The organism is Streptomyces sp. DH12 (genome assembly GCF_020873895.1).
Classification (GTDB): domain Bacteria; phylum Actinomycetota; class Actinomycetes; order Streptomycetales; family Streptomycetaceae; genus Streptomyces.
The window spans coordinates 325,468-347,125 of record NZ_JAHWGT010000001.1 but is presented as its reverse complement, the minus strand read 5'-3'; the positions used below and the strand labels follow the sequence as shown (position 1 = coordinate 347,125).

15 protein-coding genes and 4 pseudogenes are annotated in these 21,658 nt (G+C 73.0%); 8 read left to right on the top strand and 11 right to left on the bottom strand.

The window, feature by feature from the left end; all coding sequences use genetic code 11:
- Nucleotides 1–72: 72 nt before the first annotated feature.
- Both LPA54_RS01535 and LPA54_RS01530 read left to right on the top strand, forming a co-directional pair.
- Nucleotides 73–564 (top strand): MarR family transcriptional regulator, encoded by a 492-nt coding sequence (locus LPA54_RS01535; RefSeq protein WP_228973207.1) that lies wholly within the window; start codon nt 73–75, stop codon nt 562–564.
- Nucleotides 565–1,547: 983 nt separating this feature from the next.
- The gene (locus LPA54_RS01530) at nt 1,548–4,139 is read left to right on the top strand and encodes a GAF domain-containing SpoIIE family protein phosphatase (RefSeq protein ID WP_228973206.1); all 2,592 of its coding nucleotides are present in this window, start codon (nt 1,548–1,550) and stop codon (nt 4,137–4,139) included.
- On the opposite strand, the gene LPA54_RS01525 is transcribed toward LPA54_RS01530, so the two are convergent.
- Nucleotides 4,094–4,636: a class I SAM-dependent methyltransferase gene (locus LPA54_RS01525; protein WP_228973205.1), complete on the bottom strand. Its 543-nt coding sequence runs from the start codon at nt 4,634–4,636 to the stop codon at nt 4,094–4,096. The two genes, LPA54_RS01530 and LPA54_RS01525, sit on opposite strands and share 46 nt — an antisense overlap.
- On the opposite strand from LPA54_RS01525, the pseudogene LPA54_RS42810 reads away from it, so the two are divergent.
- Nucleotides 4,537–4,920: pseudogene (locus LPA54_RS42810) on the top strand (hypothetical protein); the annotation flags it as partial. The gene LPA54_RS01525 and the pseudogene LPA54_RS42810 sit on opposite strands and share 100 nt — an antisense overlap.
- Before the next feature lie 34 nt (nt 4,921–4,954).
- Here the strand turns inward: LPA54_RS42810 and LPA54_RS42805 are convergent.
- Nucleotides 4,955–5,476, bottom strand: coding sequence for a hypothetical protein (locus LPA54_RS42805; RefSeq protein ID WP_228973204.1), 522 nt, complete (start codon nt 5,474–5,476; stop codon nt 4,955–4,957).
- 548 nt (nt 5,477–6,024) lie between these two features.
- Between LPA54_RS42805 and LPA54_RS01510 the strand changes: the two genes are divergently transcribed.
- Complete coding sequence (locus tag LPA54_RS01510) at nt 6,025–6,519, top strand: hypothetical protein (RefSeq protein ID WP_228973203.1); 495 nt, start codon at nt 6,025–6,027, stop codon at nt 6,517–6,519.
- Between the two features lie 10 nt (nt 6,520–6,529).
- Here the strand turns inward: LPA54_RS01510 and LPA54_RS01505 are convergent.
- Together LPA54_RS01505 and LPA54_RS01500 are read right to left on the bottom strand one after the other, a co-directional pair.
- Nucleotides 6,530–6,782 (bottom strand): annotated as a pseudogene (locus tag LPA54_RS01505) (transcriptional regulator); the annotation flags it as partial.
- Nucleotides 6,783–7,021: 239 nt separating this feature from the next.
- On the bottom strand, nt 7,022–9,298 hold the full coding sequence (locus LPA54_RS01500) for a VCBS repeat-containing protein (protein ID WP_228973202.1): 2,277 nt from the start codon (nt 9,296–9,298) through the stop codon (nt 7,022–7,024).
- A 424-nt stretch (nt 9,299–9,722) separates the two neighbouring features.
- Here LPA54_RS01500 and LPA54_RS01495 point away from each other — a divergent pair, with 424 nt between their 5' ends.
- A complete protein-coding gene (locus LPA54_RS01495; RefSeq protein ID WP_228973201.1) occupies nt 9,723–10,946 on the top strand; it encodes an NAD(P)/FAD-dependent oxidoreductase in 1,224 nt (407 codons plus the stop codon).
- A complete protein-coding gene (locus LPA54_RS01490; protein ID WP_228973200.1) occupies nt 10,943–11,809 on the top strand; it encodes an SDR family NAD(P)-dependent oxidoreductase in 867 nt (288 codons plus the stop codon). The genes LPA54_RS01495 and LPA54_RS01490 overlap by 4 nt, the downstream gene beginning before the upstream one ends.
- A 261-nt stretch (nt 11,810–12,070) precedes the next feature.
- On the opposite strand, the pseudogene LPA54_RS01485 reads toward LPA54_RS01490, so the two are convergent.
- Nucleotides 12,071–12,682 (bottom strand): annotated as a pseudogene (locus LPA54_RS01485) (MerR family DNA-binding transcriptional regulator); the annotation flags it as partial.
- A gap of 292 nt (nt 12,683–12,974) precedes the next feature.
- Between LPA54_RS01485 and LPA54_RS01480 the strand changes: the two are divergent.
- Nucleotides 12,975–13,562: a pyridoxamine 5'-phosphate oxidase family protein gene (locus LPA54_RS01480; RefSeq protein WP_228973199.1), complete on the top strand. Its 588-nt coding sequence runs from the start codon at nt 12,975–12,977 to the stop codon at nt 13,560–13,562.
- A gap of 306 nt (nt 13,563–13,868) precedes the next feature.
- On the top strand, nt 13,869–15,104 hold the full coding sequence (locus LPA54_RS01475; RefSeq protein WP_228973198.1) for a methyltransferase domain-containing protein: 1,236 nt from the start codon (nt 13,869–13,871) through the stop codon (nt 15,102–15,104).
- A gap of 47 nt (nt 15,105–15,151) precedes the next feature.
- Here the strand turns inward: LPA54_RS01475 and LPA54_RS01470 are convergent.
- The 6 genes and pseudogenes from LPA54_RS01470 to LPA54_RS01445 form a co-directional block, all read right to left on the bottom strand.
- A pseudogene (locus LPA54_RS01470) lies at nt 15,152–16,377 on the bottom strand (RNA polymerase sigma factor).
- 8 nt (nt 16,378–16,385) lie between these two features.
- A complete protein-coding gene (locus LPA54_RS01465) occupies nt 16,386–16,793 on the bottom strand; it encodes a YciI family protein (RefSeq protein WP_228973197.1) in 408 nt (135 codons plus the stop codon).
- A 177-nt stretch (nt 16,794–16,970) separates the two neighbouring features.
- Complete coding sequence (locus LPA54_RS01460) at nt 16,971–18,659, bottom strand: alpha/beta hydrolase (protein WP_228973196.1); 1,689 nt, start codon at nt 18,657–18,659, stop codon at nt 16,971–16,973.
- A 108-nt stretch (nt 18,660–18,767) separates the two neighbouring features.
- A complete protein-coding gene (locus LPA54_RS01455; protein WP_228973195.1) occupies nt 18,768–20,108 on the bottom strand; it encodes a HAMP domain-containing sensor histidine kinase in 1,341 nt (446 codons plus the stop codon).
- Complete coding sequence (locus LPA54_RS01450; protein ID WP_228973194.1) at nt 20,105–20,794, bottom strand: response regulator transcription factor; 690 nt, start codon at nt 20,792–20,794, stop codon at nt 20,105–20,107. Before LPA54_RS01450 ends, LPA54_RS01455 begins: the two co-directional genes overlap by 4 nt.
- A gap of 121 nt (nt 20,795–20,915) precedes the next feature.
- Complete coding sequence (locus LPA54_RS01445; RefSeq protein WP_228973193.1) at nt 20,916–21,554, bottom strand: class I SAM-dependent methyltransferase; 639 nt, start codon at nt 21,552–21,554, stop codon at nt 20,916–20,918.
- Nucleotides 21,555–21,658 lie beyond the last annotated feature (104 nt).

Below are 21,658 nucleotides of genomic sequence, written 5' to 3'. Positions count from 1 at the left end.
GCAAGAAGGAGCGTATGGCCTCTTATGTCGCACAGACTGACAAGGCCGTTGCAAAGTGTCACAGTGAAGGGCATGCGTTCCGAGACTTCTCCAGAGGCCGACCGGAAGGCCGCCGCATCCTCCGCCCGTGAGGTCATCGAGCTGCTCGAAGTTCTCTGGAGCACGGGACGGGACATGGCATCACCGGCGCCCGTGTCCTCTTCGCAACTGCGCGTGCTGTACACCCTGGACCGTGACCAGCCGATCAATCTACGCACTCTGGGCGCGGTTCTCGGATCGGCGCCGTCCTCGGTGAGTCGGATGTGCGACCGTTTGGAGGCCCTGGGGTTCGTGGAGCGATGCCCCAGTTCAAGCAGCCGACGGGAAGTGGAGTTGCGCTTGTCGCCCCGCGGCGAACGCTATCTGAAGGAGCTGCGCGGGCGGCGGGAGACGGCCCTGCTCGACGTCATCTCCACCATGCCGGCCGATGACCGGGCGGCGCTGGCGACAGGTTTGAGGAGCTTCCGCATGGCGGTCGACGGCGGCACTTCCCCGTCTGCTCGAACGACGGCGGAGTCCGCCTGACTCCGGTCGACGTGCCGTTCGCTCCACGAACTCACCTCCTTGGCTTCCAGTGTGCGACCACCCTCGGGCCAGGCGTCCAGCGCGGCGGGCGCGGACTAGAGTTGTTCCTGGACAGCATAGTTGTCAAACGGCAACTGTTACCCGGAGGCAACCGAAAGTCCGACGTCGCGTAGCGGTCACGCGGCTCGACGCCGCGGGTCGCGAGGCGGGATGCCGCCCTGCGGCAGGGTCCGGTGGACCCGCCCGGAGCGATGCCGCGCACCCCCGGAGCCGTCGCCTTCCAGGCGCCCACGGAGGCGCCCCGCCGATGCGGCGGACGCCCAGCGCCGCAGCCGGTTCGCCCGCCACCCCCCTCCCCCGGCACCCGCACCCGCACCCGCTGCACCCGCACCCGAGTCTGCCGCGCGGCTGTCACCCACCGTCCGCCCGACCCGCTCGCACCCGCCCGTTGACCACCTGACGCCATGACGGGATGCCGCATTTCTGTCGCGAGCTTCACGCGACTACCACCTGCATCATTTGCCGCATGACAACTATTGCTATGATGCAAGCAACTGACATCCGTGAGCCGGAGGCTTCCATGCGCGTCCTCACGGCCCTTGAGGAGAAGGCGGTCGACAGCGGGCTGCCGCCCCGGCCGGGCTCCGAGCCCTCCGGCGGGTCGCCCGCCGAGGCCGAACCGGCGGTGGGCCGGCGCGGCGCGTCCCGGCCGAGGCGTGGACGTCCGGAGCGGTGGGCGGTGCCCACTCGACTGCTCCCACGCCAGGCGACCGTCGCACGTACCTCCTCGCCGCCCGGAGCGGGGATCGCGCCGACGTCGACCTCCTCACGCGCGTCGACGCCGAGGCGCCCGCCTGCCCGAGGGCAGCCTTCCCCCGGCCGTACATCCCAGTGGTGTTTTCGCAGATCGGCCATCACTTCCTTTCGGGAGTGGATCCATCAATCCGCTGAGCTTCCGGCGCGGAGGACAGTGGGGGACACACATGACGATCGGGCTGGAGCAAGGCGCGCAGGACCCAGCCCCCGAGGGGACGCACCACACCTCTCCCCCGGCTCAGCTGCTCACCGACGCACTCGAGTGCCTACCGGACGCGGTGACCGTGTCCGTGGTGGTACGGGACGGCTCCGGCAAGCCGGCTGACATGCGGCTGGAGTACATGAACGCGGCCGCCCGGGCCGGTCAGCCGGACGGTGCCGCTCCTGTCGGGGGCCTCTGCAGCGAGCTCTGGCCCCAGATGATCGAGAACGGCAGCTTCGCCGCCTGCATGCGCGTCCTGGAGACCGGCAGGCCGGAGCAGGGCGCCTTCACCTGGACCCAGTACGAGAGCTATCGGACAGCCCCGTACGAATACCACGCCACTCGTCTGGGCCGGGACCGACTCCTCTGGGTGTTGCGCGACAACAGCGAGCGGGTGCTCAGGGCGGAGCTCCTGGCCCAGGTCACGGCTTCGCTGGCCGCGGTGGACACCGTGGCCTCCGTCACCGACGTCCTCACCGAGCAGATCATGCCCGCGGTGGGAGCGGCCGCCGGCGCCGCCGTCCTGAACGAACCCGGCAGCGACCACTACTCGGTCCGGCACATCCACGGCGCGGACGACGGGGTCACCCAACCCGCCCCGTTCAGCATCAGCGCGCCTTACCCCATGGCGCACACCGCCCGGACCGGTCAGCCCCTCTTCTTCACCGATCCGGCCGACCGCACCAGGGCGTTCCCGGAGGCCGCCCACTTCTTCACGCCCCGATACCACTCGACCGCGGTGCTGCCCCTCGCCGTGGACGAGCGGAACTTCGGCGCCGTGAGCTTCCACTTCTCCGACCGCCATGACTTCACCGACTCCGAACGGGGCTTCCTCACCGCGCTCGTGGGACAGTGCGCCCTGGCCATGGAGAGCGCCAGGCTCAAGCGGGAGGCCGCCGGGAGACAAGCGCAGCTCCGCACCCTGGCCGACGTCAGCGCCGTGCTGGCCACCTCCCTGGATCCGGCCACGACCTACGCCAACGTCGCCGCGGCAGTCGTCCCGCGGGTCGCCGACGGATGCCTCATCCATGTCATCGGCGCCTCGGCGCAGCCCGATCTCGCCGCCCTGGCCCACCGGGACCCCCACCAGGAAGAGGTTCTCCGCGAGCTGCTGGACGATTTCCCTCCACGGCTCGACGCCGAAGGCGGGGTGGGAGCCGTCATCCGCACCGGGCGGCACGAACTGGTCACCGACGTCCCTCGCACCCTGGACCGTCTCGCCCGCGACGCCGAGCACCGAGCGGCCCTGGGCCGGCTCCTGCCCGCCGCCTCCTGGCTGACCGTGCCCATGAAGGAAGCGGGGAAGGTCATCGGTGCGATGGTCCTGATCCAGGCCACCCCGGCCCAGACGCCGTTCACCGAGACCGACATCCCCTTCGCCGAGGAACTCGCCGGCCGCGCGGCGCAAGCGGTCACCAACGCCCGACGTTTCACCGAGCAGAGCGAGGTGGCCCACTACCTGCAGCGGAGCCTCATGCCACCGGCCCTGCCCGACATCCCCGGCGTCGAGATCGCCGCCTGCTACCGGCCCGGGGACCACGGCACCCTGGTCGGAGGCGACTTCTACGACATCGTCCCGACCGGCCCGCACCTGTGGTCGCTGGCCATCGGCGACGTCTGCGGGAAGGGCCCGCAAGCCGCGGCACTCACCGGCCTGGTGCGACACACCGCCCGCGCCGCCCGCCTGTGGGACCCGGACCCCCGCAGCGTCCTGCAGGCGGTCAACACCGCGATCATCGCCGACCACTTCGCCCAGCGCTTCTGCACGGCCGCCTACGCCCACCTGGACCTCCGCACCTCACCGGTACGCCTGCGCCTGACGCTGGCCGGGCACCCGCACCCCCTGGTGCGCCGGGCCGACGGCACCGTCACGCGGCTCGGCAGACCGGGAACGCTCCTCGGCATCATCAGCGACCCCCCTCTGCGGACCACCGACGACGAGCTGCACCCCGGAGACCTGCTCCTGCTGTACACCGACGGCGTCACCGAACGCCGCTCGGGCGCCGGCATGCTCAGCGAGGACGGCATCCGCGACGTCCTCACGCGCACGCGTCACTCGTCCGCCGCCGACACCGTCGCGGAACTCGAGAGGTCGTCGACTTCTGCCCCACGCCCCCCAACGACGACTTCGCCATCCTCGCCCTGCGCATCGTCTGACCGGCACGGGATTCGCCGACCTCCCGCCGACGTCCCGCTCGCCGACGCCGTCTTCGGGTCGGAGCCGCACCGGCGGCTGACCCTGCCCCGGCAGCCCGGTCCGCAGTGTGCTGGCCCGCCCCGGGCCACCGACCCAGCGACCGGCAGCCGGCTGTGGCCGCTGTGGGAGGACCTGGCCGGCGTGCGCCACCCGCTCCGGCCTGAGCCCGGGGACGTACGCCCGCGCCGGGACCGTCCGCAGGGTCGATGTCCCGTACGGTCGCGCACGGCCGGGGGGACGAAGCGGGAAGGGCGCCTTGGTGCCGGTGGTGGCGGTGTCGCCACCGGTGCCCCGGCCGTCGGGCCGGGGGGTGGTCAGCGCTTGCGGTGTACGGAGACAGCGTACTCGCCGCCGGTGTAGGGGTCCCGGGACCACGTCGCGTACCTGGCTTCGAGGGTGAGGCCCGTCGCACGGCAGTGCGTGTCGTAGTCGTCCAGCGTGTACCCGCGGTCCAGGGAGAACCCGGCGACGAGGCGCCCGGCCGGCCCGACGTGGCCCGCCACCCCGGCGACCAGGGCCGGCTGCGTTCCCGGTGCGGTGAACAGCGGGACGTTGCCCGCCATCACCACGATGTCGAACGACTGCCCGAGGTCGAGCTCTGCCAGATCGCACCGGTACCAGGGGATGCCCGGCGCCAGGCGCCGCGCGGTGGCGAGCATCGACTCGTCGATGTCCACGCCCACCACGGCGATCCCGTGGCGGGCCAGCTCGGCGGCCACCCGCCCGGTGCCGCAGCCCGCGTCCAGAACCGTGGCCGGTGCGAAGGAGCGGACCAGCGCGGCCTCGCCATGGACGTCCTGACCCTCCGCAGCGATGCGGTCGAACCGCTCCTGGTACGCGTCACCGTTCCACGTCATGCCCTCACCATGGCACACCCGGCGGCGGGCACAGGCCGACACCCCTCCCGGCGCCCGCCCGCCGGCCCTCCACCGGGCGCTCCGGAACCGCGCCGCCCGGCTCCGGCCGCGCCGTCCACGCCGACAACCCCGCCGGTCGGCCTCGCACCACCACGGCATCCGCCACCGAGCCACACCCCTTCGCCGGCACCTACGCCGACCCGACCCGGCTGTACGAGATGGGCGCCCGCTGCCAGGACCCCGACACCGGACGCTGCACCCGGCCCGACCTCTCCGGTCAGGAAGCCAACCTCTGGCTCTTCGCCATGGGCGACTCCATCAACCACACCGGCCCCACCGGGCTGTGGACCGCCTGGGTGACCGTGGCCACTCGTCCAGCAGGAAGAAACTTACAACGAGCAGGATCGCCACCATCGTCGGCGTCACGAGTTGCCAGGGGATGCCGAGCCACAGCGCGGGCAGACCCACGCCGAAGAGGGCCACGAGGTTGGTGATGAAGAGGACCTGGCCGGACCTGCTCCAGGTGAAGATGCCGGGGTCTCGGGGTGCGGCGAAGCGTGCCGCACCGAAGACGGTGCCGAGCAGCGCGAGCAGCCCGAGTTCCGTGCCTATGGCGGCCGTCATCTGGGGCTCGTCCCGCGGCTCGTCAGAGGTCCCCTGCCGGATCCCGCCCTGGGAGAGCGCGACGATGTCGCCGCGCCAGACGGTGGCGACGGCCCTGTCACCTGCCCGCAGCATCTCCAGAAGGGGCCCGGAACTGCCGAAGTGCAGGTCGCCCTTGAACCGCTCGCTCTTCACTGCCGCCCGGTAATCGCTGTTCCTGGTCCTGTGTTCGATCACCGTGTCCACGATGATTCACCTCGTCGTCCCGCAGGCAGTCCTGCCACCACGTACGGAGCGTCGAGCCGGCGGCGCAGCGCTCGGCCGCGCGGTACTCCTCGTACCGCGTGACGTCGGCGGGCAGCCAGTCAGCGAACGTGAGGACGCAGCCCGCCGCGGGGGCCGCCGACAGCATGATCAGCAGCAGTCCGAGGATCCGCCTTGCTCCAGCCTGCACAGCTGTCAGCCCTTGCCGTTCGGTCACTCTGATCCACCCCCAAGAATGCCGGGCACCCTGGCCCGCCGACACATCCTCCTTCGCTGCCAATCCGCCCGTCATGAGGGATCTCGGCAGGTCAGGCCAGTGCTTTCATGCCGGATGCGGGCAATCAGCGACTGGGCACCCGCCGCTCTGACACGGCGGCGTGCGGGACGTGCCGCGAGAGCAGCGGGCACCTTCGCCGTCTGGTCGCGGCTGGTGGGCGGGTCGACCAGATTGCCGGGCTGGGTCCGGCCTGCAACCGTCGTGGTCTGGTTGACTCGACCGATCTATCGCCAGGAGGAAGCCCATGACGACCGACCAGCACGCCGATTGGACGGATCTGGAGATCCGCGCTCCGCACGACGTGCCCGTCGCCACCCCGCTGTCGTGGCAGATCGAGAAGGTGAGTCGCCACGAGGACCGGCTGTTCCGCAACCGGATGCCGACCCGTCGGACGCCTGTCCGTTCCCCTCAGGAGGTCGAGCCCGGCGACGCACACGACGCCTTGGCTGTGCTCGCCTTGCGGGAGTCCATACGCCGGGATGTGGAGTGCGGGCGCGGCAACCGCATCCACGAGGCCCTGGGACTGGGCGCCACCTGGCGGCAGGTGGCCGTCGCGCTCGACGTCGCTCCCCAGGTGGCCCGGCAGGTCCTGCGGGAGTACGCCGACGATCAGCGCGACATGTGGCTCGGGTACGAGCAGGAGGGCGTGCGGCCCTTCGGGTTCACCGCCGAGCAGCACGCGGCCGTCCTTGCCCTGTGCGAGCTGGGCGACGACGAAGCGGTCCCCCGGCCCGGCTGAGTGGCTGCAGGTCGGGCCAGGAGGCGCGGGTCCGGGGGCGCAGCGCGGTCATCAGCTCCGGACCGGTCACCGGCCGTGGAGTCGCGCGGCGTCATCACCCGCGACGCGTACACGCCCAGGACGCGGGCGAGCGCAGCCGGCGGGAGCTGCCCGGCCACGCCCCGATGCCGGGTGTCCAGCGCGTTCCACGACGGGAGGCACAGCTGTGCACAGGCCCGCTCGAACCGGTCGCGGGGCGGTGGGATCCGGGCCCACGGACCGAAGGCGCAGTCTTTCCGCGCCGATTCCCAGCATGACGAGGCGCCTCCCTCCGACCTGGGTCCGGCAGCGGGCGTGGACGGAGGAAGAACACGCCGCTGTTCGAGCGGCAGCCGGTTCGGTGAGGGCGGATGCGGGCTGCTGCTCGCATCCGCCCTCACCGGCGCCCGGGGCGCCCAAGCACCGCGTGGGCGACCGTGCCGGTGTCCGTCAGAGCGGGTTCACCGGAAGGAGGCCGGCGTCGTCAGAGGACCGCGTTGACGGGCGCCGAGTCCCCCAGCAGGCTGCCCGGGGCGGCGGGCTTGAACGGGGCCGCCGTGTCGCCGGTGCCCGCGTAGAACTTGGCGCCGGAGGTTCCGACCGCGTAGAGATCGGCCCGGCCGTCGCGGTCGGCGTCGCCGATGCCGACGAGGTGGGTGAAGACGCCCCAGCCGCCGCCGATCCTCGTGCGCGGCGCGAAGGTGCCGTCGCCCTTGCCCTCGTACAGCCACAGGACACCGGCCTTGTCGCGGGCGATGAGGTCTCCGGCGGGGGTGCCGGTGATGTTGCCGGTGGCGGTGAGCTGGTTGTAGATCCCCCAGCCCGAGCCGATCTTCTTGCGGGTTGCGAACGGCGCGCTGGCGCTGCCCGTGCCCTTGTAGAACCACACGTCGCCGGCGGCGTCCGTGGCGAGGAGGTCGGACTTCCCGTCGCCGTCGAGGTCGCTGCCGCCGGTCATGTGGGTGTAGATCTGCCAGCCGCCGCCGACCTTCGTACGGCCGGCGAAGTTGCCGTTTCCGTTGCCCTGGTAGAGCCAGAGCACGCCGTCCTTGTCACGGGCGAGGAGGTCGGCTGCCGGGCTGCCGGCGATGTTTCCGACGGCCTCCAGCTGGTTGTAGATCTGCCAGCCGCGGCCGACCTGCACCCGCCCCGTCGAGTACGGCTGCGGCGCGGACGCCACCTTGGCCGAGTCGTCGCGCCACAGCACGCCCGCGGCGTCACGGGAGAGCAGGTCCGGTGTGCTGTTGTCCGTGTAGTCGTGCAGGCCGGCCGTGCGGGTGACCTTGAAGGTGCCGGTCTGCGCGACGTCCGGTCCGATGCCGTTGAGCGGGGAGGCGGTGAAGTCCCAGGCGTAGTCGCCGCTGGGCGCGAATTCCTTCATGCCCTGGGCGTTGGGGAGCATCCCGTCCCAGCGGAAGTCGACGGATCCCTTGCCCTCGAAGGTGGCCGCCTGCGCGAAGTCGTACCGCACGCTGCGGCCGGTGGCGACATGGCGCACCGTCACCGAGCCCTGTGCGTTGGTCCTGGAGAGTACCCAGCGGAGCAGGGCCTGGCCGTTGTTCTTGTCGAGGTCGACGACCTGGGGGGTGCCCGTGGTGTGCAGCGTGAGTGCGGTCGGCTCACCGGTGCTCGCGATGAGCGTGGCGGTGGGCTTGCCGTCCGCCCCGAGCGCGATCCGGTAGACCCCCTCGCCGTGGGCGACCGTACCGCCGCGCACCAGGAGCGCGCCGTCGGCGGCGGGAACGGTGGACGAGGCGTGGTCGAGGAGCCTGACCGTGGATCCGTCGACGAGGTTGACGGCACCGAGCGCGAACCGCGGGGACGCCTCGGTCGCGGCGGCGCCGCCCGGAGCCGCGTACGTGGCCCAGTCGCCCAGGACGCCGATGTGCGGCCGGACGGAGTCGCCCAGGTCGGCCGCTTCCACCGCCGGCGTGCTCCCCGAGCCGTGGCGGGTGGCGTGCATGAGCTTGGCGTGCGCGGACGTCGGGGCGTCGACCCAGACCCAGCGGTCCCCGGAGAGGGCCGTGTCGGTGTCGTACGCGGACACGCCCACCTCCCGCTTCTCGACGACGGAGGCGGTGGCGACGTCCACGACGGCGAGGTAGGAGCGGTCGGCGTCGGCGTCCGCCGAGACGTACCGGACGAGCGCCGAGCTGTCCGACAGGGCCTCGACGCTCTGGACCCTGGTGTTCGACGCGAGACCGGTCACCTGCCGGTCGCTGCCCGCCTGGTTCCCCTCGCCGATCAGGCGGAGCCGGCCCACCTTGCTCTGGCTGTCCCAGGACGAGAAGAGGAGAGTCCTGCCGACCACGCCCTTCCAGTAGAGCCGGGTGTCGGGCTGGTTCACGACCGCCGGGTCGCCGCCCGGCGACGACATGTCGTGGAGCAGGTACCGGGTCGTGCCGTCCTCCTTGGCGACGACGGTGTCGGAGCCGCCGCCGCGGTACCCGCTGTACCACTCGGGGAGGGTCGTGGTGGTGCCGTCGACGGTGCTGGTCCAGCGGTAGTACGTGTGGTCCCACCGGCGCTCCACCGAGAGGAACCCGGTCGGGCCGACACTGAGGATCTGGTCGGTGCGGGGAATGGGGATCACGCCTTCGGCGGTTGCCCGCGCGCCGGTGGATCCGGCCTCCGCGGCGACGGCAGCGGTGGGCGTCGCGGCTGTCGCGGGCGCCGTCACGAGGCCCGTACCGACGGTCGCGGCCAGGACGGTGGTGACAGCTGCGACGAGTTGCTGCCGGGCGGGACGAACGTGGGTCAAAGCGGGTTCCTCTCAAGGGGCAGGGCGCGCGTCAGGAGCTGCGCGCCGGGTCAGACCCTTGATCACGTCCGAAGGTTGTACTGGGGGTGAGATGTCGTCGGGTCGACGGAGGGGTCTTCGACCTGTGCGAGTGGCCGCCACGCGCGCACAGGACCAGGTGTCGATCCCCTACGTGACCCGGTCCAGGAGGCCGACCCGCGGCACTGCATCCGCGGTCCCGGGCCGGACCGGATCAGGTCCGGCGAGTGGCCGTCTCGGCACGCTCCGGGGCACCGCGCCCGCAACATTGCGGAGCGCGGCGACACGGTCGCCGGGTTCCGGGATGACGGTGCCGCACACCGGCCGGTGCGCGGCGTCCGTGTCGGTCAGCGCGGCGGTAGGGCCACCGTGACCCGTGGGTCGGCGGTTTCGTTGCCAGGGAACTATGACGAAAAGTGACATTCCTGCCTCCAGTCCGGTGGTCGTGGTCGGCGCCGGTCCCAGTGGCCTGGCGACAGCCGCCATGCTGCGCCGCGCCCGCGTGCCCGTCGTGGTCGTCGAGCGCTCGGGCCGCATCGGCGACGGGTGGCGCGCCCACTACGACCACCTGCGGCTGCACACCCCCCGGCGGCTGTCCAGCCTTCCCGGTTTTCCCGTCCCTCGGAGTGCCGGCACCTGGGTCACGCGCGACGACTGGGCCGCCTATCTGGAGCAGTACGCCGTCCACCACCGGCTCGATGTGCGCACCCGCACACAGGTCGAGCGGGTGACGCTCGGCCGGCGCCGGTCCGTAGCCGGCTCCACGGCAGTCGAATGGCTCGTCCGCACCGGGCACGGCGACCTGACCGCCCGCGCGGTCGTGCTCGCCACAGGCCGCAACCACACGCCCCATGTGCCGCACTGGCCCGGTGTCGGTTCCTTCACCGGCCGGCTTCTGCACTCGAAGGACTACCGCGACCCCGCGTCCTGTGAAGGGCGCCGCGTGCTGGTCGTCGGGGCCGGGAACAGCGGCACGGAGATCGCTGTCGCCCTCAGCCGGGCCGGAGCAGCGCGGGTCTGGCTGTCGGTCCGTGCCGCACCGAACATCGTCCCGATGAACAGCAGCCGCTGGCAGGCCGCGGGGATCTGGGCGCGTCGGCTCCCTCCCGCCTGGGGAGACAGCGCCACCAGGCTCATCCGCCGCTTGTTCCTCCCGGACTTGTCCGCGCACGGACTACCGCTGCCCGAGGAGGGCTTGTACGCGCGGTCAGCGCGTGATGAGACGAGCCCCGTACACGACCGGGGCATCGTCGCCGCCGTGCTCGACGGCCGGGTCCGGCCGGTCGCCGAGACGACCCGCTTTCGGGGCGCCCTCGTCCACTTGGCCGACGGCACGGCCCTCGCCCCCGACGTCGTCATCGCCGCGACGGGCTACCGGACCGGTCTGGAAGACCTGATCGACGCCGGCGACATGCTGGGTACCGCCGGGAGGCCACCGGTCACGGGAGCTCGCGCCTGTCCGGACGCACCCGGTCTGTATTTCGCCGGTTTCGGCAACCCGCTCCACGGGGCGCTCTACCAGGCGGGAGTCGACGCCCGCCAGATCGCCCGCGCCATCAGCCGCGCGGGCACGCAGCTCGGCTCGCCCTTCCCCCGCCCCCGCTCTCGAAAGGCGATGCAGCGAACATGACGTCAGCGCATGCTCACGCGAAGGGCGACGCCATCGACCGGGTGGCCGTGGTGACCGGAGCCGGACGCGGCATCGGCCGGCGGATCGCCATGACCCTGGCCGATCGAGGGCACCGACTCGTCATCTGCGACATCGACCCGGCGACGGCCGAGGACGTGCTCACCTCACTCGGCCCCGGGCACCGCGCCGTGGTCGGTGACGTCTCCGAGCCCATGGTGTGCCACACGCTGGCCGAGCACGCCCTGCACCACTTCGGCCGCCTGGACGTCTGGGTCAACAACGCCGGCATCCTGCCCATCGGCCCCCTCCGGTCACAGTCCGCCGCACTCGTGGACCGTGTCGTGGCCGTCAACCTCAACGCCGTGCTGCACGGAAGCCGAGCTGCCGTGGCGGTCATGCAGGAACGCGGCACCGGTCATCTGATCAACATCGCCAGCGCCGCCGCCACCAGGCCCATGGCCGGCATGGCCGCGTACAGCGCCACCAAAGCAGGCGTCCTCGCACTGTCCCGGGCGCTGCGCCGGGAAGTACGGGGCAGCGGCGTACACGTGAGCGCCATCCTCCCCAGCCTCGCGGCGACCCACATGTCGCACGGCCTGCGCCTGCCCTGCGGGCTGACCCCCCTGCCCCCCGCCGCCGTGGCCGCGGCGGTGGAGCGGACGCTGCGCCGCCCGGTCCCCGTGAGCTACGCGCCCCGGTGGCTGGGCTGGGTCCTGCCCTGGACGAACCTGGTCCCGGCGGCTCTGCTCGACCGGATGGACGACCTGCTCCAGGTGGACGCCATCGCCTGCCGGGCCGTACCGGAACAGCGCACCGCGTACGAGGAGGAGATGCGGCGTTCGATCAAGCATTCCGGCGCCTGAGGGCCTGTCCGCGTGACCCGCGACCGGTCGACGGGCCTGTCCGCTCCGGGCAGGCACTTCGGTGGAGCCCCGGCCATGCCGGCCGGAGCCCGCATGGTTCCCTTCGCCGTTCGGCCCCCCGGGGCCCGGCTCCGGGTACGTACCCATACCCCGACTTCGCGGAGCCCCGGCACGGCACGCCGGCCGCGGGCGAGGTGGGGGCGCGGGACACGCGCTGCGACGCGGTTCAAGCCGTGAGCAGGCGGAGGCCGAGATGGAGTGGTCCTCGAACGGCAGGCGTTCCGCGGCGGCGGCCACGCACGGCGCCGACCCGGGGGGCCGCTGCGCCCGCATGACCGCCGACGGTTCCACTGCGGTCACCTCGCGATCGGCAGGCTCGTAGGAGCCGGTGCCGGCCCCGACGTCCAGCACCGTCTGCGCGTCCCCGAGCGCGTCCCGGATCCGCGCCGCGATCCGCGGATCGGTACGCCGCGTCGCGGTGTAGGCGCCGCCGATCGCGTCGTACAGCTGCGCACCGAGCAGCTCCAGTTGCTCTCCCGGTGTCACCCTCAGTCCCCTCGCCCGTACCGCGAGCTCCCTGTCGATGGCGGCCACCATGGCGTCAGCGTGATCACGCCGCTCCAGTTGCAGGCCGCGCAGTCGGCGCAGGTGCGCGACCGCGTCGGTGGACGGGTCACCGACCAGTTCCGCGACCTCCCGCAGCCGGAAGCCCAACCGCCGGTAGGCGAGTACCTCCCTCAGCCGCTCCACGTCGCCTGCCGAGTAGGCCCGGTAGCCGGCCGCGGTCCGCGCCGACGGCCTGACGAGTCCGATCTCGTCGTAGTGATGCAGCGTGCGGACGCTCACACCGGCCAGCTCGGCCACGCGCCCCACGGTCCAGTGATCCTCCACGGGACCGACTGTGCGGCCTGACGCCGCGTGAGGGTCAAGAGCGGTACCCGACCTCGCGCCTCGCCCAGCCCACCGCCCGCACCAGCGATGCCACCGATCAGACGCCGTGGGCCGGCGGGGCTCTCCCCGCCGGCGCCCTTGCACGCGCCCGACCGAGAGGCTCCGTCAGCTCCGCTCTCTGTCAGGTCTCGCCGGCTGACCAGGCGCCGACGTTCGGGGGCCGAGCCGTCAGTTCGTTAGACAGGCGAAAGGTTTCTGTACATAATCCTTAGGCATGGGAAAGACTTACGAGCGCATCGACGGCCGGCTGCGCACCTTCATCGAGCAGCAGCCCGTCTTCTTCACCGCGACGGCCCCGCTCGCCGGTGACGGCACGGTCAACCTCTCCCCCAAGGGCCTGAAGGGCTCCTTCGCGGTGCTCGACGAGGAGCGGATCGCCTACCTCGACTTCGCCGGCAGCACCGCCGAAACCATCGCACACCTGCGGGAGAACGGCCGGATCACGGTCATGTGGTGCGCCTTCCAGGGGCCGCCCAACATCGTCCGGGTGCACGGCCGGGGCGAGCCCGTCTTCCGTGACGACCCGCGGTTCAAGGAACTGCTCGCCCACTTCCCCGGCATCGACCCGGCCCCGCACGGGTTGCGCGCGATCATCGTGGTGACGGCCGAACTCGTCCGCGACTCCTGCGGCTACGGAGTGCCCTTCATGTCGTACGACGAGGACCGCGACCTGCACGCCAGGCGCTTCTCGCGTGAGGACGACGCCTCGCTGAGCGCGTACTTCAGCAAGAAGGACCACATCGCGCACAGCATCGACGGCCTGCCCGGGCTCCCTCTGCCGCTGCCGCCCGGCGAGTTCTGAGCGACCGCCCTCCCCGCCCGAGGTCCGGCCGTGCCGTGGGGCTACCTGGGACGGCTCCGTCGCGCGCCCCGGGCGCACAGCGCACTCCGAGCTCCCGGCAACCTGGAGCGCTTCTCGCCAACCGACTGGATTCCCGGTCGCAGCGGTGCCGGTGCGGGAGAATCGGCCGACGCCGCTGTCCGTGGGAGGTCGCTGCATGGGTGAGCACAGCAAGCCGGCGCCGGACCCGTCGACAGGGACGCCTCCGCCGGCGAACTCCGACGGGCAGGTGCCCCCGCCGCCGCCCTCGGACGGCAAGCACAAGAAGTGACCGCCCGCCTGGAGCAGCACGCCGTCCGGCAGGACGCGGTGATGGCCGAAGCCGGATGCTGGCCGGCCGACTCGCCGTGGGTGCGGTCCGCCGTCGGCGCCCTGCCGCGGCACCGCTTCGCGCCCGAGGTGATGTGGCGTTGGGACGGCTTCCGCTGGGAGGCCGTCGCACGCGGCGTCGCCGAGGAGCGGTGGGCGTCGGTGGTGTACGCGGGCCCGTACGGTCCCGCGGTCACGCAGGTGGAGGGCGGCCTTCCGTCGTCCAGCCTGTCGTGTCCCTCGGTGGTCGCCGACATGCTGGACTCCCTGCGTCTCCAACCCGGTCACCGCGTGCTGGAGCTCGGGACGGGCACCGGGTGGAACGCGGCCCTGCTCGCCCACCGCGCGGGCCCCGGGAGGGTGACCAGCGTCGAGGTGGATCCGCGGCCGGCCGCGGAGGCGCAGCGCCGCCTGCGGACAGCCGGGGTCGAAGTCGCCGTGCACGTCGGTGACGGCGCGGCGGGGTGGCGGCAGGCAGCCCCGTACGACCGGGTGATCGCCACCTACGCCGTCGACACGGTGCCGTGGGCGTGGGTGGAGCAGACGCGTCCCGGCGGGCGGATCGTCACCCCGTGGGGCCGGCTGGGGTACGTCGCGCTCACCGTGGCCGGCGACGGCCGCTCCGCGCAGGGGTGGGTGCAGGGGCTGGGGATGTTCATGCCGGCCCGCGGCGTCGACCAGGGCCTGGAACTGCACCGGGTCCGCGAGCGCGTCCGCGAGCACAGCCCCGACGTACGGGAGGGCCCCTTCGCCCGGCCGGCGGCGGGGCTCGCCGACGGCGACCTGTTGTTCGCGCTGCGCGTGCTCGCACCCGAGGTGCGGATCACGACCCGTCGCGGCCCGGCACCGACCGCCTGGCTGCACGACGGCCGCGAGTCCTGGGCGCGCCTCACCGACGACGGCAGCGGCCTGACCTCGGCGGTGCAGGCGGGACCACGGCGCCTGGCCGACGAGCTCGCGGTGGGCTGGGCCCGGTGGGAGCAGGCCGGTCGGCCTTCGCTGTACGACTTCGGCCTGACCCGCACCGAGCACGCCCAGTGGATCCGGAGCGAAGCGGACGGGGTGCGGCGCCGCTGGAATCCCTTGCGGTCCCCGCGTGCGGGCACCGCCCGGGACTCGGTCCGGCGGAAGGCAGGGCCGGGGTTGCCGCGTGGTGGTCCAGGTCCGGGCCAGGCGCCTTCCCCCAGCCGGTGATCCGGTCCATGTGCTCGGTATGCCGAGCCCGCGCAGCGTGCGGGCCGTCAACGGTCCCGGCGGGCGTCGAGGCGGGCGTTGAGGCGGGCGGCCTGGCGTGTCAGGTGGTCGCGCTCGGCGAGATCGGTCGCCTTGTGCGCTGCCTCGGCGTACAGCCGCGCCGCCTTCGCCAGGTCGCCGTCACGCTCGTGGAGGTACGCCGCCACCGCGGTGTGGCGGGGTACGGGGTCTCCCCCGCTCGAGCGAAGCCGAGAGCCCGGGGAGGAGGCGTCCAGCGCCGCGAGTGCCGCCAGACCGGCGCGTGGTCCGTCGGCCTCGGCGACGGCGACCGCGCGGTTGAGCCGGACGACGGGGCTGTCGGTGAGGCGCGTGAGTTCGTCGTACCACTCGACGATCTGCACCCAGTCGGTCTCCTCGGCGGTGGGCGCGTCGGCGTGGAGGGCCGCGATGGCGGCCTGGGCCTGGAACTCGCCCAGCCGGTCGCGGGCGAGGGCGCCCTGGAGGATCCGGACGCCCTCGGCGATCGCATCCGTGTCCCACCGGTCGCGGTCCTGCTCGGCGAGCGGTACCAGGCGGCCGTCGGGCGCGGTCCGGGCGGCGCGCCGGGCGTGGTGGAGCAGCATGAGCGCGAGCAGCCCGGCCACCTCCGGGTGGTCGACGCGGGCCGCGAGTTGCCGGGTGAGTCGGATGGCCTCGCCGGCGAGGTCGACGTCGCCGGAGTAGCCCTCGTTGAAGACCAGGTACAGGACGCGCAGCACGGTGGCGACGTCGCCGGGCTGGTCGAAGCGCACACCGGTCACGGTGCGCTTGGCCCGGCTGATGCGCTGCGCCATGGTCGCCTCCGGCACCAGGTAGGCCGCGGCGATCTGGCGGGTGGTCAGCCCGCCGACGGCGCGCAGGGTGAGCGCGACGGCGGACGACGGCGTCAGCGACGGGTGGGCGCACAGGAAGTAGAGCTGGAGCGTGTCGTCCACCGCGGGCGCCGGCCCGGGCGCCGGCTCCTCCTCGACGCGCTCCTCGCGCCGGCGGCGGGCGGCGTCGGCGCGCGCCGCGTCGAGGAACTTGCGCCAGGCCACGGTGACCAGCCAGCCCTTCGCGTCCCGCACCCGGTCTCCCCTGCTCGAGAGCTCGCGGAGGGGTCGGCCGGCCAGGCGCGGAACGCCTCGACGAGCGCTTCCTGCACGGCGTCCTCGGCCGCCGCGAAGTCGGCCCCGCGACGGACGAGGACGGCCAGCACGCTCGGTGTGAGGCTTCGGAGCAGGGCCTCGTCCATCGGTGAGGTCACTCCGTGATGGTGGGCGGCGCGGTCAGGAAGGGGCGCACCTCCAACCACTCGTGGATCGGCTTTCCGCCTGCCCCGGGGGCGGCCGACAGCTCCCCGGCCAGCTCGATAGCGCGTTCCTGGGTGTCGACGTCGATCACCATCCAGCCGGCGATGAGGTCCTTCGTCTCCGCGAAGGGGCCGTCGGTGACCGGCGGGCGCCCCTCACCGCCGTAGCGGACCCACATCCCCTCGGGGGCGAGGGCCTGGCCGTCGACGAACTCGCCGCTCTTCTCCAGGCGGGTCGCGAAGTCCTGCATGTACTGCACGTGCGCCGAGACCTCCTCCGGCGTCCACTGGTCCATCGGCACGTCGTTGGCGGGTGCCGGGGCGCCGCGGTAGTGCTTCAGCAGCAAGTACTTGGCCATCGTGATCTCCTCGGTGCTCGTGCGACCCATTGTGGTCGCGTTCCACCCCGGGGACGGAGCGGGACGCGGGTTCTCGACATCGCCGGCCGGGTTTTCCCGACTTTCCCGGATGAGTGGGGGCGGGGCCCGTGTTCCGGGGGTTCGCGGGCGGCCGTGAAGAGGGGGAGGAGCGTGTCGTCAGCACGTGGTGCCGGGTGCCACCTCCTCCAGTCCGATGAGGTAGCCGTCGACGGCCTTCGTGACGCAGGCGTTGCTGCGGCCGTAGGCCGTGTGCCCCAGGCCCTCGTACGTCAGCAGCATGCCCCCGGGGAACTGGTCGGCCAGGCTCACCGCCTCCTCGTACGGGGTGGCCGGGTCGCCGGTCGTGCCCACCACCAGGACCGGTGGGACACCGTCGGCCTCGACCCGGTGCGGCCTCATCGTGCCCACCGGCCACCCCTTGCAGGTCAGGGCCGTGGTCACCCCGGACGTGCCGTAGACGCCGGCGGCCTTGCCGGCCGGTTCGAGGGCGTCCCAGTACGGCTGGTCGTCCCGCGGGTGGGGCGTGTCCAGGCAGTTGACCGCCTGGAGCACGGCCTCGCTGTTGTCGGTGGGCGTCCGCGTCCCATCGTCGGCGGGTGCCTCGCCGCTCCCGCCCGCTTCGTCGGAGCCGTCGGCGGGGGCGGTTCCGGGAGCCTCCGAGGGATCGGTGGGACCGGACGGCTCGGAGCCCTCGGGCTCCGCGACCGGCTCCTCCGACAGGGCGGCCATCTTCGTCCCGTCCCCGTCGGCCGCGTCCCGCAGCGCCTCCGAGAGGTCCTGCCACTGCTCCTCGGGCGTGTACATCGACATGGTGACCGCGGTGAGGAGCGTGGTGGCGTCGAGCCCGTCGTCGTCTCCGTCGACCGGGAGCGGCCGGCGTTCCGTCCGCTGGTACAGGCCGTCGATCAGGCGGGATATCTCCTCGGGTGTGTCGGCGGGGCAGCTGTCGCCGGCGACGTCGGCGCAGTGCGCGGCGTAGTCGTCGACGGCCCGCCGGAAGCCGACCGCCTGGCTCGTGGTGCGCTCGAACCAGTCCAGCGACGGGTCCACCGCGCCGTCGAGCACCAGGGCCCGCACCCGGTGCGGGAACTGCTCGGCGTAGGACGTGCCCAGGCTCGTACCGTACGACCAGCCGAGGTACGTGAGCTTCCGGTCGCCGAGGGCGGCGCGCAGCACGTCCATGTCCCGCGCGGCGTCCGGCGTGCCGACGTGCCGCAGGATCGGCCCGCTGCCCTCCCTGCAGGCGTCGGCCGCGGCCTGCGCTTGGGCCAGCGCGTCGTCACGGTCGGCCTCGGTCCTCGGGTGGAGCGGTTGCGCAGCCGGCGCGGCGTCCTGCGCGGTGCCGTCCGCGGCGTCGTCCGTCGCCTCCTCCCCGCCGTCCGTACACGTGAGGGCCGGGGAGCTGCCACCGACACCGCGCGGGTCGAAGGAGACGATGTCGAAACGGTCGCGGACCGTGGCACTGATCGACTCGGCGATGCCGTCCTGGAGGGATCGCACCCCGGGGCTGCCGGGGCCGCCCGGGTTGAGGACCAGTGACCCGATGCGCCGGTCCGCCTCCGCGGTGCGGGCCTTGGCCACCGGCAGGACGAACGTCCTGCCGTTGCCGGGGTGCTCGTAGTCCATGGGGACGGTGAGGTCCGCGCACTGGAGGTCGCCGCAGGCCGTCCACGTCAATTTCTGGTCGTAGAACGGCTCCAGCTCGGGGCGGGTGGCCGGGTCGGCGGCGGCCGACGTGGTCGGCCGGTCCGGGCCCGGGTCCGAGGCCGTGCAGGCGGCGAGGGGTGCCGAGCCGAGGACGGCCAGGGTGGTGACGAGGGCTTGGCGACGGGTCGTGCGGTTCAACGGGGCGCTCCCATGTTCGGTTCACGGGGGAGCATCCCGGAGCGATGCTGAGGTTTCGGTGAGGCGCCGGGTCCGCCGCCCGCACGGCCTGACCAGCGCTGCGAGCGGTCAGCCCCGCACTGGCAGACGCATGACGAAACGTGCGCCGCCGCGATCGCTCCGACCGGCGGTGAGGGTTCCGCCGTGGGCGTGGGCGACCCAGGAGGCGATGGACAGGCCGAGGCCGGTGGACCCCGATCCGCTGCGGAAACGCTCGAACAGGGCGCCCGCCACCTCGGGGGGCAGCCCGGGCCCCTCGTCGTCGACCGTCACGGTGCCGTCCCGGGTGACGGTGACGTGGACGTCCGCCGCCGCCCCGGGCGCGTGACCGTGGGCGAGCGCATTGCCCAGGAGGTTGGACACGGCCCGGCGGACCAGGTCGGGGTCGGCGACCACGACCGTCTCCTCCGTGTCGACCGTGACCCGGTGCCCCCGCGTCGGCGCGTCCTCGACCACCCCCTCCACCAGCTGGTCCAGGCGCAGCGGCTGGCGGGCCAGGGCCGCCGTACCGGACATCAGCCGGGCCCGGGTCAGCAGTCCGTCGACGAGCCGGCCCATGCCCTCCGCCAGCCGCAGGGTGCGCCGGTGCACGTCGGTGCTGTCCGTCTCGCCGCGCAGCGCGGTTTCCGCCAGCGTCCGCAGCGACGCGGCCGGGGTCCGAAGGTCGTGCGCGGCGTCGGCGAGGAACGCCTCCTGCCGGTCCAGCGCGGCGAGCGCGGGTCGCACCGCCCGCCCGGACAGCAGGTGCCCGACCGCGGCGGACAGCAGTACGAGTACGGCACAGCCGCCCGTCACCACCCAGGTCAGCCTGCGGTGGTCCGCCCGCTGCGCGGCCGTCTCGGACACGGTCACCACGGCTCCCTGCGGGGCGTCGCCGTCATCGGCGTCCGGCGGGTAGAAGGGCTGGGCGAACACCCGGACCGGCTCGCCGTCCCTCGTGTGCCGGTCGACGGCCCGGACCTCGCCGGCGCGCACGGCCGCGTCCGCCGCGTCCCGTACGGCCGCGGGGCTCACGGTGAGGCAGGGCCGACGCGGGGCGTACTCGACCACCAGGTCCATGTCCGCGGCGCCCGCGTCCGTGGCCGTGTCCGCGGTCGGCGGGACCGACAGCACGGTCAGCGGAGGGCACGCGGTGCCCATGGTGTCGACGAGCACGGTGGTGTCCAGCCGGCCGCTGTCGTCGGTCTCCAGCAGGCCCAGGGCCCAACTGGTGTCCGCGTCCATCGACTGGTCGAGCTGCTGCCGCCACCGCACGCCGTCGCTGCGCACGGCGAGAACGGCCATCGCGACGAGTCCCACGGCGCTGGTGAGGGCGAACAGCGCCGTGATCCTGCGGCGTAGTCGCCTGACCCGCGCCGTGGGCGTGAGCGGGAGCCTCCGGGGCCGGTGGCGGAAGGGGACGCCCCTCATCGCGGTCCGCCGGCCTCGCCGAGTTCGTCGGAAGCCAGCCGGTACCCGACCCCTCGTACGGTCATGATCAGCGGCGGGTCGCCCAACTTGCGGCGCAGCTGGGAGACGAGGACCTCGAGGACGTTCGACTGCGGCTCCGCCATCTCGTCCCAGCAGCTCTCGATCAGCTCCGCGCGTGACACCGCCTGGTCGGCGCGTGCGGCCAGCACCTCCAGGACGGCGAACTCCCGGTTGGTGAGGGTCAGCAGCACCCCGCCCCGGCGGACGTGCCTGCGGGCGGTGTCGACGACCAGGTCCCCCACGTGGTGCACGGGCGGGCGGACGACCTCGGCACGGCGGCACAGGCTGCCCACCCGCGCGATCAGTTCCGCCACGGCGAAGGGCTTGACGAGGTAGTCGTCACCGCCGCTGGCGAAGCCTTCCACCCGGTCGGCGACGGTGTCCCTGGCGGTGAGGAACAGCACGGGTACGGCCCGGCCGCGGCGACGCAGCGCGTCCACGTACGCGGCGGCGTCCCCCGAGGGGAGCATCCGGTCGAAAACCGCGCAGTCGTAGGCGGTGACGAACAACGCCTCGTCGGCCTGGGGAAGGTCGGCGGTCTCGTCGACGGCGAAACCCGCGGCCCTCAGCGCGGCGGCCACTCCGAAACGGAGGTTCTCGTCGTCCTCGACCAGCAGTACTCGCACGCGGCTCACCCTATCCGCAGGTCAGGAAGGGGCGCGGGCGCCCGGGCCCAGCTCATGGTCCGTCGTCGCAGCGGACCGACCCGCCCCACCACGAGTCACGGACCGGTCGGAGCGACGAGCCCTACGGGCGGCGGGCCAGCAGGTGGGCGTCGAGGAAGCCCCGTTCGGAGGCGGGGTCGTGGACCAACCGGGCGAACGTGACGAACCCGGCTCCGGCCAGCGACTCGGCGAACCGGTCGACCGGCCAGCTGTAGGCGGGCGTCACCTTGTGGTCGAAGCGGACCGGTTCAGGCCCGTCGGTCCCGTCGGTCCCGAAGAAGGAGACCAGGAGCAGGCCCCCTGGCGCGAGGACACGTGCCTGCTCGGCGAGGAGTGCCGGCAGTTCCCCGGGCGGGGTGTGGATCATCGAGTAGTGGGCCAGCACTCCGCCGAGTGCGCCGTCCTCCACCGGCAGATCCTCCATGCGCGCCTCGTCGAACCGCAACGCCGGATGGGCCCGCCGGGCATGGTCGATCATGGCCGGGGAGAGGTCGAGGCCGAAGGCGTCCAACCCCAGGTCGCGCAGCATGGCCGTCAGGTGCCCAGGTCCACATCCGACATCGGCTGCCCGCGGGTTGCCCGTCGCGCGCACCAGTTCGGCGAAAGTGGCGATCATGTTCCGGGCGAACGGCTGCCTCTCCAGCCGGTCGGCGAACATCGACGCGTACAGCTCGACAACCCCGTCGTAGGCCGCCCTGGTCTCATCCTGATGCTCCACCACACGCAAGAAGCTAACACCCGCCCACCTTCGCGACATTGCCGCCCTGTGCGCACCTTCTCCCCGGCCGAGGGACCGCGTCCTCGCGGACGCCGTCACCATGGACG

Coding starts and splice junctions, on each gene's coding strand:
- LPA54_RS01480 (WP_228973199.1), top strand. CDS start 12,975: ATGGGAAAGACTTACGAGCGCATCGACGGCCGGCTGCGCACCTTCATC.
- LPA54_RS01490 (WP_228973200.1), top strand. CDS start 10,943: ATGACGTCAGCGCATGCTCACGCGAAGGGCGACGCCATCGACCGGGTG.
- LPA54_RS01465 (WP_228973197.1), bottom strand. CDS start 16,793: ATGGCCAAGTACTTGCTGCTGAAGCACTACCGCGGCGCCCCGGCACCC.
- LPA54_RS01525 (WP_228973205.1), bottom strand. CDS start 4,636: ATGACGTGGAACGGTGACGCGTACCAGGAGCGGTTCGACCGCATCGCT.
- LPA54_RS01495 (WP_228973201.1), top strand. CDS start 9,723: ATGACGAAAAGTGACATTCCTGCCTCCAGTCCGGTGGTCGTGGTCGGC.
- LPA54_RS01510 (WP_228973203.1), top strand. CDS start 6,025: ATGACGACCGACCAGCACGCCGATTGGACGGATCTGGAGATCCGCGCT.
- LPA54_RS01530 (WP_228973206.1), top strand. CDS start 1,548: ATGACGATCGGGCTGGAGCAAGGCGCGCAGGACCCAGCCCCCGAGGGG.
- LPA54_RS01535 (WP_228973207.1), top strand. CDS start 73: ATGCGTTCCGAGACTTCTCCAGAGGCCGACCGGAAGGCCGCCGCATCC.
- LPA54_RS01455 (WP_228973195.1), bottom strand. CDS start 20,108: ATGAGGGGCGTCCCCTTCCGCCACCGGCCCCGGAGGCTCCCGCTCACG.